This is a genomic window from uncultured Victivallis sp., from assembly GCF_944391105.1.
Taxonomy (GTDB): Bacteria; Verrucomicrobiota; Lentisphaeria; order Victivallales; family Victivallaceae; genus Victivallis.
Genome location: NZ_CALXSK010000034.1, coordinates 14,231 through 27,515 on the forward strand (window position 1 = coordinate 14,231; position 13,285 = coordinate 27,515).

11 protein-coding genes are annotated in these 13,285 nt (G+C 59.3%); 9 read left to right on the forward strand and 2 right to left on the reverse strand.

Annotated elements, in window-relative coordinates:
* Nucleotides 1-7: 7 nt before the first annotated feature.
* From Q0K10_RS10860 to Q0K10_RS10870, 3 genes are read left to right on the forward strand one after another with little or no spacing between them, the layout of a single operon-like run.
* Entirely contained in the window at nt 8-565 is a 558-nt protein-coding gene (locus tag Q0K10_RS10860) for an acyltransferase (RefSeq protein WP_294506869.1), read from the forward strand.
* Nucleotides 562-2,679, forward strand: coding sequence for a DUF4962 domain-containing protein (locus tag Q0K10_RS10865; protein ID WP_294506871.1), 2,118 nt, complete (start codon nt 562-564; stop codon nt 2,677-2,679). Before Q0K10_RS10860 ends, Q0K10_RS10865 begins: the two co-directional genes overlap by 4 nt.
* The gene (locus tag Q0K10_RS10870) at nt 2,673-4,424 is read left to right on the forward strand and encodes an AarF/ABC1/UbiB kinase family protein (RefSeq protein WP_294506873.1); all 1,752 of its coding nucleotides are present in this window, start codon (nt 2,673-2,675) and stop codon (nt 4,422-4,424) included. Before Q0K10_RS10865 ends, Q0K10_RS10870 begins: the two co-directional genes overlap by 7 nt.
* A 12-nt stretch (nt 4,425-4,436) precedes the next feature.
* Here the strand turns inward: Q0K10_RS10870 and Q0K10_RS10875 are convergent, their stop codons facing one another.
* Nucleotides 4,437-4,796: a hypothetical protein gene (locus tag Q0K10_RS10875; RefSeq protein WP_294506875.1), complete on the reverse strand. Its 360-nt coding sequence runs from the start codon at nt 4,794-4,796 to the stop codon at nt 4,437-4,439.
* A gap of 245 nt (nt 4,797-5,041) precedes the next feature.
* On the opposite strand from Q0K10_RS10875, the gene adhE reads away from it, so the two are divergent.
* The 6 genes from adhE (at nt 5,042) to Q0K10_RS10905 (ending at nt 12,765) form a co-directional block, all read left to right on the forward strand.
* The gene (gene adhE, locus Q0K10_RS10880) at nt 5,042-7,696 is read left to right on the forward strand and encodes a bifunctional acetaldehyde-CoA/alcohol dehydrogenase (protein WP_366942997.1); all 2,655 of its coding nucleotides are present in this window, start codon (nt 5,042-5,044) and stop codon (nt 7,694-7,696) included.
* Between the two features lie 160 nt (nt 7,697-7,856).
* Complete coding sequence (locus Q0K10_RS10885) at nt 7,857-8,114, forward strand: NAD(P)H-dependent oxidoreductase subunit E (RefSeq protein WP_294506880.1); 258 nt, start codon at nt 7,857-7,859, stop codon at nt 8,112-8,114.
* Between the two features lie 65 nt (nt 8,115-8,179).
* Nucleotides 8,180-9,895 (forward strand): [Fe-Fe] hydrogenase large subunit C-terminal domain-containing protein, encoded by a 1,716-nt coding sequence (locus Q0K10_RS10890; RefSeq protein WP_294506882.1) that lies wholly within the window; start codon nt 8,180-8,182, stop codon nt 9,893-9,895.
* An 8-nt stretch (nt 9,896-9,903) separates the two neighbouring features.
* On the forward strand, nt 9,904-11,091 hold the full coding sequence (locus Q0K10_RS10895) for a SpoIIE family protein phosphatase (protein ID WP_294506884.1): 1,188 nt from the start codon (nt 9,904-9,906) through the stop codon (nt 11,089-11,091).
* A 13-nt stretch (nt 11,092-11,104) separates the two neighbouring features.
* Nucleotides 11,105-11,377 carry a (2Fe-2S) ferredoxin domain-containing protein gene (locus Q0K10_RS10900; RefSeq protein WP_294506886.1) on the forward strand — a complete coding sequence of 91 codons (273 nt, stop codon included), beginning with the start codon at nt 11,105-11,107 and terminating at the stop codon, nt 11,375-11,377.
* On the forward strand, nt 11,374-12,765 hold the full coding sequence (locus Q0K10_RS10905) for a monomeric [FeFe] hydrogenase (RefSeq protein ID WP_294506889.1): 1,392 nt from the start codon (nt 11,374-11,376) through the stop codon (nt 12,763-12,765). Before Q0K10_RS10900 ends, Q0K10_RS10905 begins: the two co-directional genes overlap by 4 nt.
* Before the next feature lie 54 nt (nt 12,766-12,819).
* On the opposite strand, the gene Q0K10_RS10910 is transcribed toward Q0K10_RS10905, so the two are convergent.
* Nucleotides 12,820-13,281: a MarR family transcriptional regulator gene (locus Q0K10_RS10910; protein ID WP_294506891.1), complete on the reverse strand. Its 462-nt coding sequence runs from the start codon at nt 13,279-13,281 to the stop codon at nt 12,820-12,822.
* Nucleotides 13,282-13,285 lie beyond the last annotated feature (4 nt).

Genomic DNA, 13,285 nt, shown 5'->3' on the forward strand with positions numbered 1-13,285 from the left:
GGGTGATATGGGGACGGATTCGAAAGAGCGTTGCGTTTGCGGCATCGACGAGGAGGAGTTTGAGCGGTTCACCCGCTACTGCTGTCTGTCCGATAACCGGGAGGACAATCTCCGCCGTGCCCGGCTGCTCGGCTTCGGCGACGACGTGCAGATCGCCCCGGGGGCGGTCGTCCGGATCGGTTCGAACCGGATCGGAGCGGGCAGTTTCATCGGGCTTTACTGCTATTTGAACGGCAACGTCCGGATCGGTCGAAACGTGCTCATCGGGCCGCACTGCTCGCTCCCGGCCGGGAACCATCGGTTCGATCCTGAGACCCGGAGTTTCGCCGTGAAACGCGATGCGCCCAGGCCGATTACCGTAGGCGACGGCAGCTGGCTCGGCTCCGGCTGTACGGTTACGAACGGCGTGACGATCGGATGCGCGAATCTGATCTGTGCAAATTCCGTTGTCACCCGGGACACCCCCGATTTTGCGATCATGGCCGGAACTCCGGCTCGGCAGATCGGCAGGATCGATCCCGAAACCGGAGAGTACCACTGGTTCCACAAGGGAGCGGAGAAATGAGACTTCCTCAGCAGAGAGCGGCCTGTACGGTGTTTCCCGCTCCTGAGCCGGGAGAGTGCGTGCTGTTGAATCCCCCTTCGCTGCAATGGGTTCCAGAGCCGGGGGCGGAGTGTTACCGGGTGGTGGTGAGGAACGCGGCCGGGCGGATTGTCGTGGAGCGTGAGACCCCGGTCAACTTCCTGCGGTTTTCCGTCCCGTTCGCTCCGGGACGCTACTCGTGGAATGTGTTTGCCGGCGATGCCGAACGGGGGGAATGGTCTTTCCTCATTCCGGAGAATGCGGAGCTTTTTCTGCCTCCAACCGCGCGGGCGTTGCTCGACGCGCTGCCGGAAGAGCGGCCGCGACACATCTATTTTCCCGGGGATCTCGCACCGCTTGCGGACGCATGCCGGAGGCAGCTCGACCGTCTTGAACGCAACCGGGAAATCGCGTTCGCGGACGGTCTCATGCGTTATCCCGACTTCTGGAAACCGGAAGGGGGACGGATCGACTACCGCAGCGCCCTTGACGAGGTGCGCCGTTTTCTCGATCGCGATACGGTTGCGTGTGCGCTTTTGTGGCTTTTCCGGCGCGATCGCGAGGCGGGGGAGTTTGCACGCAGTGCGCTGCTGACGGTCTGCGAGTGGAATCCGGCCGGGCCGTGCTCGGTTTCAGGGGAGTGGGGAGACGAGATCGGACTGTCGATCGTGCGGACGCTTCCGGCGGTGTTCGACTGGGTGTATGAGCTGCTTTCACCGAAGGAGCGGAACTGGGTTGCGGCGACGCTCCGGGAGTATGCCCGGCAGGTGTATGAGCTTCTGGTGAACGGGAATTTCGCGGGGAATCCGGGATTTTCCCACTCCGGGCGGCTGCCGGCCTACCTCGGAGAGCTCGCGCTTGTCCTGCATGGTATGATTCCGGAGGCGGAGTGTGAGCGGTATCTTGCGTATGCGCTTGATGTTTACGGTTCGATTTTTCCGCACTATGGCGGACGGGACGGGGGTTGGGCCGAGGGGGTGTTTTACGCCTCGAGCTACACGAAGTGGTTTCTGCCGTTCTTCTTTGCGGTTGAGCGACTCAGTGGTTTTTCGTTCTTTGCAAAGCCGTTTTACCGGCATGTGGCGGAGTTTTTCACCCATTTCGCGGCGCCGGGGATGGAGTCTCATCCGTTCGGGGACGGTCACTGGGATACCCGCGGAGAGTGGCCGGGGTTTCAGGCGCAGAATCCATTCGGGGTTTACGCCGAACGGTTCGGGCCGGAGACGGCGCGCGAATTCTCCCGCCGCTGCGATGAGGCGGTCGATCACTACGAACTGCATCTGCTCGATGTGATCGTTCCGGCGCCGCGCGCAAAGTTGCACGAGCTGCCGCGGGTCGGGAGCGACCGCAGCTATGTTTCGCTCGATGCCGGACTTGCGAGTCTGCACACGGATCTGCGTCATCCGGAGCGTGACATCGCGGTGTTTGCGCGCGCGAGCCGCTACGGGACGCCGAGTCACCAGCATGCAGATCAGGGGGATTTCGCGATTCTTGCGGGGGGCAGGGGGTTGATCATCCCCTCCGGGAGTTTCGGCTATCAGTTCGGCGAGGAGCACCACCGGGTCTGGACGCAGCAGACGGTCGCGGCGAACTGCATCCTGGTCGATGGATGCGGACAGAAGAAGGAGAGCGCCGAGGCGACCGGGCGCATCGAGCCGGAGCTCGAAAACGGCGACGTTTCCCGTCTGAAACTGCATCTGGAACCGGCTTATCCGATGTTGACGAAATATCTGCGGACGCTTGTGTTCAACCATGTGACCGGCGTTCTGGTCGTGACTGACGAGATCGAAGCGGATCATCCGGTTTCGGTCGACTGGCGTCTGCATGCCGACACGGCCCCGCAGCGGGAAGGGGAGGAGTTTCGCATCGGGGATGCGCGTTGTTTTGTGCGCTTTGCAGTGACCGGCCCGGAGGAACCGGAGTTCACAGTCGGGGATCGTTACAGCTATCCGAACGGGAGCGCAGGAGAGGCGGTTCCGCGCCGGGAGCGCGGGCGCCAGTTTCATTTGAACTGGCGGTTTGCTCCGCGCCGGGAGCTTGTTGTGCGGGCCGAATTTCACATCTTTGTTGAAGAGGAGGGCAGGCGGAAATGCTGAAGTTGCTTATGCCGAATGGATTGAGCCACGATTACCGGACGGTGCGCCGTTTTTTCAAAATCGTGGAACTCATGGGGCGTTACGGATTTTGCGATCTGGCGGAGAACATCTATCCGAACCACCGGTTTCACTGGATGAAGAAGAGCGGCGGGAGCGGTTCGGTGCGCTATTCGCGCCCGGAGAAGCTGCGGATGCTTTTTGAGGAGCTCGGGCCGACGTTCGTGAAGCTCGGGCAGATTCTCTCGACCCGTACCGACCTGATTTCGAAGGCGTATACGGATGAACTTGCCAAACTGACCGAACATGTTCCGCCGTTTCCGTTTTCGGAGGTCGAATCGATCATCCGGCAGGAGTTCGGCAGATCCGTGGGGGAGCTGTTTCTGGAGTTTTCCCGGGAGCCGATTGCGGCGGCGAGCATCGGACAGGTTCACGGCGCTCGACTTCCGGACGGCATGGAGGTCGTGGTCAAGGTGCGCCGTCCCGGGATTGTCGAAACGATCAACACCGATCTGGAGATCATGCGCTTCATCGCGGTGAAGATGGAGGAGTATTCCGAGGGGTTTGCACGGATGGAACCCTCCCGGATCGTGTCGGAATTCGCCTATTCACTCAAGCGGGAGCTGAACTACCGGGCCGAGGCGGCGAATCTGCTGCTTTTCCGCAAGAACATGGCCGGCACACCGCACATGAAGGTGCCGGCGCTCATCGACGAACTCTCTTCGGAACGGGTGCTCACGATGGAGCGAATTCACGGAGACTCGGTCGCATCGATTCTGGCCGATCCGGCGAAACGGGAGAAATACGATTTGAAATTTCTCGCGGAAACGGGGGTGAATTCGCTGTTGAGCCAGATTTTCGAATACGGTTTTTTTCATGCGGATCCGCATCCCGGAAACATTTTCATAGAGCCGGGCAATATTCTGGTTTTCATTGATTTCGGGATGATGAGCCGGGTCAGTATGAAGGAGCGCAACGATTTTGTAAAGGTGATGGATTATCTGCTTCGCGACGAGATTTCGCTGATGATCGACTGCGCGCTGCATATGACGATCACGGGGAAATACGCCGGCAGCCGCGATGAACTCGAACGCGATGCCGCCGACCTGATCTGCGAAAACATCAACCTGCCGCTGGAGAAAATCAGCGTTGCGCGCATCCTCGAACGACTGCTCGAACTGTTCGAGAAGTACCACATGGCGCTCAAGCCGAACCTTTACATGATGTTCAAGGCGCTCATCACAATCGAACAGATCGGGCGGAGCTTCGACCCGAAACTCAAGATCGTCGAGATGGTCGAGCCGTTCATCCGGAAGATGAAGCTGCGCGGTTTTGATCCGCGCAACCATCTGCGCCGGTTCCTCGACAATTTCGGGGAGAACCTCACCGCACTGGAGCGGCTGCCGGTTTCGCTGCGCGACGTCATGTCGAAGTTTGAGGAGGGACGCCTCACGCTGCGGGTTGAGCATCACCGGCTCAACGATATCGAAGAGACGCTCTACGTCACCGGCGAACGGTTGTCGCGGTCGATGCTCGTTTCGGCGCTGCTGGTCGGTTCAGCCCTCCTGGTCGTCGCGAAGATTCCGCCCTACTGGGGGGAAAACACCTCGGTCATCGGCATGTTCGGGTTTCTGATCTCAGGCGGGTTGAGTCTGGTCATTCTCATCGCGGACCACCGCCAGCGGCGCAATTTCCTCAAGGAACGCGTACGCCGCAGACGCGAGGATGCGCAGAAACTTCACAAATGATCCGCCGCGGCTTCAGGAAAAGCGCAGGCCGCAGACCGCTTCCACCGTCTCCAGAAATCGCACCGAGGGGATCGGACCGAAATCATCCTTCTCCTCGTGCGTGCCGTCGATGCGGAAATACATGTCCTCTTCGCCCTCGAACATCTCGACCCGCTTCAAGCCATGGTCGGTCAGGACATAGACGCCTTCGTCCGGAAAATTCTGGACGAGGTCGTCCTTGTTGACGATGTCCATCACCGCTTCACGTTCGGAACGGAAGTACAGTTGCACCCGTTCCATCACACCGTTTTTGTACTCCGCCGCCGTAATCAGCACGGCGTCCTTTTCCAGCAGTTCCCGCGCTTTCGCGGTCAGTTCCTTCGTTCCCGGCATCGTTCCCATCTCCTGTTCCGGTTTCCTTTTTTCATAGTATAATCACCCCTTCACGGAAAAGCAACATTTTTTTCCCGGAAATCTGAGAAATTCCGCTTGCAATTTTATAAAGAAGGTTTATATTAGGTTTAGATAAAAAAATATCGATGTTAAAATATCGATATTGCGTTATCCAAAAGGCGGAAACACGACACTTGAGATAGAGGCAGGAGGGCTGGATCATGGCTGAAAAGAAACAAGTTCCGATGACTGAGGAGCAGAAGTTGAAGGAAGAGCGCGACCGTGAGATGCTGAACGAGCTGATCGGGCGGGTGAAGGCGGCACAGATCAAGTACGCGGAGTACACGCAGGAGCAGGTCGACAAGATCTTTGCGGCTGCGGCGCTCGCGGCGAACAACGCGCGGATTCCGCTGGCTCAGATGGCGGTGGCGGAGTCCGGAATGGGCGTGGTGGAAGACAAGGTCATCAAGAACCACTTCGCGTCCGAGTATATCTACAACAAATACCGTGATATGAAGACCTGCGGCGTCATCGAGGAGAACGAGGCCTACGGAATCGCGAAGGTTGCCGAGCCGGTCGGCGTGATCGCCGGCATTGTTCCGACCACGAACCCGACGTCGACGGCGATTTTCAAGTCCCTGCTCGCGCTCAAGACCCGGAACGGCATTATCTTCAGTCCCCATCCGCGGGCCAAGAAGAGCACGATTGAAGCGGCACGGATCGTCCTTGAGGCGGCGGTGAAGGCGGGAGCTCCGGAGGGGATCATCGGCTGGATCGAGGAACCTTCTGTACTGCTTTCGAACCATTTGATGTGCCACCCGGACATCAGTTTGATTCTTGCGACCGGCGGCCCGGGCATGGTGAAGGCGGCCTATTCGAGCGGCACCCCGGCGGTCGGCGTCGGCCCCGGCAACACTCCGGTGGTGATGGGGGAAACCTGCGACATCAAGATGGCGGTCAGCTCGGTTCTTCAGAGCAAGACCTTCGACAACGGTATGATCTGCGCATCCGAGCAGTCGGTCACGGCGGTTGCGGCGATTTACGATGCGGTCAAGAAGGAGTTCGCCTACCGCGGCGCCCACATCCTCACGAAGGCAGAGGCGAAGAAGGTCGGCGACCTCATCCAGATCGACGGCAAACTCAATCCGAAGATCGTCGGGCAGAGCGCCTACAAAATTGCGGAAATGGCCGGTGTGACCGTGCCGTCCAACACGAAGGTGCTGATCGCCGAGACCGACGGCGTCGGTCCGGATTACCCGTTCAGCCGCGAAAAGCTCTCCCCGGTTCTCGCGCTCTACAAGGCCAAGGACTTTGAGGCGGCGGTCGAGAACGCGAAGAAGCTGCTCGCGTACGGCGGTCTCGGACACACGAGCGTGCTCTACACGAATTCCCAGAATTTCGAGCGGGCGAAATATTACGGTCACGTCATGATGTCCTCGCGGACGCTGGTCAATATGCCATCGAGCCAGGGAGCGATCGGCGACATCTACAACTTCGCGTTGAATCCGTCTCTGACGCTCGGCTGCGGCAGCTGGGGCGGCAACTCGGTCAGTGAGAACGTCACGCCGATGCAGCTTTTGAACATCAAGTCGATTGCGAAACGGAGAGAGAATATGTTGTGGGTCCGGATTCCGGAAAAGGTTTATTTCAAATACGGTTGTCTGCCGGTGGCGATCGGCGACCTTGCGGGACGCAAGCGGGCGTTCATTGTAACGGACAAGTTCCTTTACTCGACCGGCATCCTGAACGATCTGCTGCATGCGCTCGACAAGATGGGCATTGCGACCGAAGTGTTTGCGGACGTCGAGCCGGATCCGACCATCCAGCTCGCCCGCAAGGGACTCGAGCGGATCAACTCCTTCCAGCCCGATGCGATCATCGCGGTTGGCGGCGGCAGCCCGATCGACGCGGCGAAAATCATGTGGCTCATGTACGAGCAGCCGGAAATCAGCTTCGAGGATGTCGCGATGCGGTTCATGGATATCCGCAAGCGGATCGTGAAGCTGCCGGAACTCGGAAAGAAGGCGACCATGGTCGCGATTCCGACCACCTCCGGAACCGGTTCGGAAGTGACGCCGTTCGCGGTCATCACCGACGCCGAAACCGGCAACAAGTATCCGCTTGCTGATTACGCGCTGACTCCGAAGATGGCGATCATCGACACCCAGCTCGTGATGAAGATGCCGAAGCGGCTGACCGCGTACAGCGGCATCGACGCCCTGACTCATGCGCTTGAGGCACGCGTCTCGGTCATGGCCAGCGACTACACGAATTCGCTTGCGAACGAGGCGGCCCGGCTCGTCTTCGAATACCTGCCGCGCTGCTACGGCAACGGCGCGATGGACGAGGAGGCGCGGGAGCACATGCACAACGCCTCGACCATGGCCGGCATGGCGTTTGCGAACGCGTTCCTGGGCGTCTGCCATTCGATGGCGCACAAACTCGGCGGCATGTACCACATTCCGCACGGTCTTGCGAACGCGATGCTGATCTGCGAAGTGATCCGCTTCAACGCGACCGACGTCCCGACCAAGCAGGGCACGTTCCCGCAGTACAAGTATCCGAATGCGAAGGCGGCCTATGCGAACATCGCAACCTACTGCGGACTCGGCGGGCGCACCGACGATGAGAAGATCGAAAAGCTCATCGAAGCGATCGAAAAACTCAAGACCGAACTTGAGATTCCGAAGAGCATCAAGGAGTACGGCATCGACGAGGCGACCTTCCTCGCGCAGCTCGACGAGCTCGCGCTCAAGGCGTTCGACGACCAGTGCACCGGCGCAAATCCGCGGTATCCGCTGGTTTCCGAGATCAAGGAGATGTTGTTGAAGGTCTATTACGGAGCTGAATACACTGGACACCGGGCCGCGCTGTCCGGTGAAAAGTCCATGGCGATGTAATTCACCGTTCAACACGGATGCGGGAAAAGGGAGTTTCCCGCATCCGTTTTTTCGTTTTCGTCGGAAATATCTCACGATTTTTTCTCCATGGGTCTTGAAAATCGCCGCTCACACCAGTACATTGCATAGACTGCATCGGAATTCAATTCAAGGCGGGAAAATGGCAAAACCGAAAATCGTGATCTGTCTGGGAAGCTCGTGCTTTGCGCGCGGGAACGAGGAGAACATCAAAGTCGTGGAGGATTACCTCACGCGAAACTCCTATCAGGATGAGGTCGACGTGGAGCTCTCGGGAACTCTCTGCCAGGGAAAGTGCGCCGACGGCCCGAATGTCATCATCAACGGGGAATTCTACAGCAAAATCGATCCGGGTGTGATGCTCGATCTGCTGAAGAAGCTGCTTCCGCCGCGCGCCTGAGCGCATGGAAACGATTGCGAATGCCCGCGTAATCCTTCTATATCTTACTACGGAGAACATCGACCATGAATCTGCATTTCCCGGTATATACGACGGAAAACATCTGTCATGACTGCTACAAATGCATTCGTCACTGTCCGTGCAAGGCCATTCGCATCGTTGACGGCCGGGCGGGGGTGATTCAGGAGCTCTGCGTGGCCTGCGGCATGTGCGTGAAGGTCTGCCCCGCCCATGCGAAGAAGATCCGGCCGGACCTCGCACGCGCCCGCTATCTGCTTGGCAGCGGAAAGAAGGTCTATGCTTCGCTTGCGCCGTCGTTTGTGAGTTACTTCAAGCAGTATGAGCCCGGGGCTCTGGCTGCGGCGATCAAACGTCTCGGATTTGCGGGCGTCAGTGAAACGGCGCTCGGAGCGCAGGCGGTCAGCGCCGAAACCGGAGCGTTCCTCGCGACTGCCGAGCCGGGCATTTATCTCTCGAGCGCCTGTCCGGCGGTGGTCGATTATGTGAAGAAGTACGCTCCCCTGTATGTTCCAAAGATCACATCGGTGCTTTCGCCGCTGCTTTCCCATGCGAAGCTGCTGCGCAGGGAGTTCGGAGACGACATCGGAGTTGTGTTTTTCGGCCCGTGCGCGGCGAAGAAGAATGAGGCGGACCGCCACGAGCAGCTGCTCGATCTGGCGCTGACCTTCAGCGATCTGGCCGAATGGCTTGCGTCCGAGAACATCGATCCCGGCAAGATCAACCGCGGCGACTACGTCGAAATGGTTCCGGAGCGGGCGCGGGAGGGAAAAATCTACGCCGTTGAAGGCGGCATGAACGATACACTGCGCGATCCGAAAGGCGGGAACATCCGTTTTCACGCGGTTTCCGGGCTGCAGAATCTTGCGCGGCTGCTGAAGGAGTCACCGACCAGGGAGGAGATGGGAGATTGCCGGCTCTTCATCGAGTGCCTCGCTTGTTCCGGAGGCTGTGTGAACGGGCCGGTGATGCCGCAGGAGAATGCCGGAACGCTCTCGTCGATCTTCCAGGTCGCGCGCGGTTACGACGGTTCGAACAGCCTGTCGCGCAAAGTTGAAGTCCCGATCGACGAACGGATTGTCGCCGAACCCCAAAGTGACGCGGAAGTGACCGAGGAGGATATCAAGAACGCACTCGCGTCGGTCGGCAAGTTCACGCCGGCGGACGAACTCAACTGCGGCGGCTGCGGGTACTTCAGCTGCCGCGACTTCGCGAAGGCGCTGCTGGCGAACAAGGCGGAGATCGGTATGTGCGTCTCTTATCTGCGGCAGCTTGCGCAGAAGAAGAGCAATGCGCTGATCCGTTACATTCCGGCGGGGGTGGTGATTGTCGACCGTCATATGAAGATCGTCGAGTGCAACCGCCGCTTTGCGGAACTCTTCGACGAAGACACGGTGCTCGCCTACGACTCCTGCGGCGGGTTGACCGGGGCGGAGCTCGGGGCGTTCGCGGATTTCAGCGATCTGGTGGCGGCGGCGCTGATCTCCGGCGGAGAGGTGGAGCGGCACAATCAGGTGTGCGGCGACAAGATTTTGAATGTCAGCGTTTTCTGCATCGCGCAGAACCAGAGCGTCGGTGCGATTATCCAGGATGTGACGAGTCTCGAACTTCATCGCGAGCAGGTTTCCGAAAAGGCGCGCAAGGTGATTCAAAAGAACATCATCACCTGCCAGAAGATCGCCCGCGATCTCGGCGAACATATGGCCGAGACCGAAATCCTGTTGCGTGAAGTCGCCGGAAGTTACACCGAAATCAAGAAGTGAGCCTGAAAATGCCGAACGATGTATTTGTCGAAATGGAGTGCAGCCAGCTCATCCACGACGGGGAAGATGTCTGCGGCGACGATTTTCTGTTCGAGCGTCTCGAGGCGGAGAACCGTCATCTTGCGGTGCTTTCCGACGGACTCGGCAGCGGGATCAAGGCGAATCTGCTCGCGTCGATGACCACGACGATGGCGATGAAGTTCATCCGCTCGGACATGGACGTGCTGCAGTCGGCGGAGATCATCATGGATACGCTGCCGGTGTGCGAGATCCGCAAGATCAGCTACGCGACCTTCACGGTGTTCGATCTCCAGATCGGCGGAAAGTCGCGGATCATCGAAATGGACAATCCGCCGTTCATCCATCTGCGCAACAACAAGGATCTTCAGGTCAAGCGTCAGAGCATGGTTTCCGAGCGGTGGCCGGACCGGCGCGTGCAGCTGGCTGAGCTTTATGCGATCACGGGCGACCGGCTCATCGCGTTTTCGGACGGGGTGACGCAGGCGGGGCTCGGGCAGCCGGGATACAAGTTCGGCTGGCGGCGTGAAGGGTGTCTGGAATTCATTCAGCAGAAGGTCGCGGAGTGTCCGGATATTTCCGCGCGCGATCTCTCGCAGGCGGTGGTTTCAGCCGCGCGGCTGCGCAACCGGGACAGCCGCTGCATCGACGATATCAGCTGCATGGTGATCTACCTGCGTCAGCCGCGGCGGCTGCGGCTGCTGACCGGGCCGCCGTTCCGGCCGGAATCGGACGCGGCCTACGCGGAACTTGTGCGGAATTTCGACGGCAAATGCGTGCTCTGCGGCGGTACGACCGCGAACATCGTTTCGCGCGAACTCAAGCGGCCGGTCGAGGTCGATATGAAACTGATGATGAAAGCGGGGTCTCTGCCGCCGCCGGCGAAGCTGGAAGGGGTTGATCTTGTGACGGAGGGAATTCTGACGTTGACCGATGTGGCTCAGCGTCTGGAGTCCGGTTCCGGTTTGTCCGGGGATGTGCCGCTTGCGGCCCGGCTGATGATCGAGCTCTTCCGACAGAGCGACGAGATCGAGTTCGTGGTCGGGACGAAAGTCAACGAGGCGCACCAGGATCCGAGCCTGCCTGTGGATCTCGAAATTCGGCGCAACATCGTCCGCCGGCTCAAGACGGTGCTGGAAACGAAGTATCGGAAACGCGTACTGATGCGGTTTTTTTAGAAAGGGAAAGAAGATGGCCAATAAGATCAAAGTGGAAATCTGTCTCGGAACAACATGTTACGTTCTCGGTTCGTTCCGGCTGTCGGCACTTGAGGAGCAGCTGCCGCCTGAGCTCAAGGAGCGGGTAGAGGTGGTCGGTTGCGCCTGCCTCGACGTCTGCCACGACCGTAACTACGGCAATGCGCCGTTTGTCCGGATCAACGAAGATCGCATCGTGGACAATGCGACGATTGAGAAGGTGATTGACATTCTGCGGGATGAGTATCTGTCTGGAGGTAATGAATGAATAATGCGGAACGGACGCGCCGCCAACTGATGATCCGTTTCATACAGGAGTTTTTCAGCGGTGACCTGGGTGAAAATATCGACCGGATTCCGGTGGAGATGCGGCCGCGGACGGAGGAACCCGTCCGCTGTTGCGTCTACAAGGACCGGGCGATGCTGAAGTACCGGCTGATGGCGCTGATGGGCTTCGGCATGGAGGAGGAGACCGACGAATCGCGTCGGCTTTCGGACTATCTGGCGGACGCAAAGGCGGGAAACAACCACACCGAGCCGGTGCTTTCGGTCTGCTCGGTCGGCTGCCATGGCTGTGTGGACAGCCACGTGCAGGTGTCGAACAGCTGTGTCGGATGCTTTGCGCGGCCCTGCGTCGGCGCGTGTCCGAAGCAGGCGATTTCGGTGGTGAACCAGCGCTCGACGATCGACCGCACGAAGTGCATCAACTGCGGCAAGTGCATGGCGGTCTGCCCGTATCATGCGATCATCCGCAATCCGCTGCCGTGCGAGGATGCGTGCCCGGTCGGGGCGATCGGGAAGGGGGAGGACGGTCGTGTGCGGATCGATTTCGACCGTTGCATTTATTGCGGAAAGTGCTTCCGGTCCTGCCCGTTCAGCGCGATTATGGAGCGTTCACAGCTTGCGGGGATCCTTCAGGCGATGGTCGACGGCAAGGAGGTCATTGCGATGGTTGCACCGTCGATCACGGATCAGTTCCCGGGGACGATCGAGCAGCTGTTTGCTGCGCTGAAGCTCGCCGGTTTTTCGGATATCATGGAGGTTGCGCTCGGCGCGGAGATGACCACCGCGCACGAGGCTGAGGAGTTTTTCGAGCGCATGGAGCGCGGCGACATTCTCATGACCAGCAGCTGCTGCCCGGCCTGGGTGGAGGCGGCGAAGCGTCACATTCCGGATATTGTGCGTTTTGTTTCGTCCACGCCGAGTCCGATGGCTTACGCCGGGCAGATCACGGCGAAGGCGCATCCGAATGCGGTGAAGGTGTTTATCGGGCCGTGCATCGCGAAGCGGCGCGAAGCGCAGGCCGATCCGAACGTCGATTTCGTCATGACGTTTGAGGAGCTCGGGGCACTGCTGGCCGCGAAGGAGATCGACGTGATTTCGCTTGAAGCGCCGCCGCTGGAACATCCTGCGGCGAGTTATGCGCGCAACTTCGCAAAGAGCTGTGGTGTTTCCCAGGCGATTCTGCAGGAGATCGGCGAAGAAAAGCCCGATGACACGCGTCCGAAGATCGATGAGAAATTCATCAATGGTCTCGACCGCAAGTCCGTGAATCTGCTGAAGCTCTACGCGAAGGGCAAGCTGCCCGGCAACTTCGTGGAGGTCATGGCCTGCACGGGCGGCTGCGTCGGCGGCCCCTGTTCACTTGCGCGGTGACAGAAAAGAAACTGGGGGGCGGCGTACCGGAAAAAGGTGTGCCGCCCCCGTTTTTCATGAGTGTTCCGTTTCGCTGAGAAAGGAACGCTCGAATCCGCGCTGGAGACGTTCATACATCTCCAGGAGCTGCTCTTGTTCCGCAGGGGAAAGCGCGTCCATGGCCGCTCGTTCCTTTTCAAAGATCGTGTTGACGACTTCCTCGCCGAAACGGCGCCCCGCCGGGGTGAGAGTGATCAGTTTGCGGCGCCGGTCCGCCGGATGCGGCAGACGTTCGAGGTGCCCGTCCCTTTCGAGGGAATCCAGCACGAAGGTCATTGTCTGCCGCGGAATGCTCAAACGGTCTGCCGTCGCGGCGGGTTCGAGGCCTTCCGGATGGTGGTACAGCTCCTCCAGCAGCAGATAGGAGTTGTACGAGAGATTCCAGCGATGCAGGATCTTGAAATAGACCCGGTCGAATTTTCCCCACAGATCGAAAAGTCGCTGCATGCGCGCCGCAATATCGTTGTCGTTTTTCATTTGC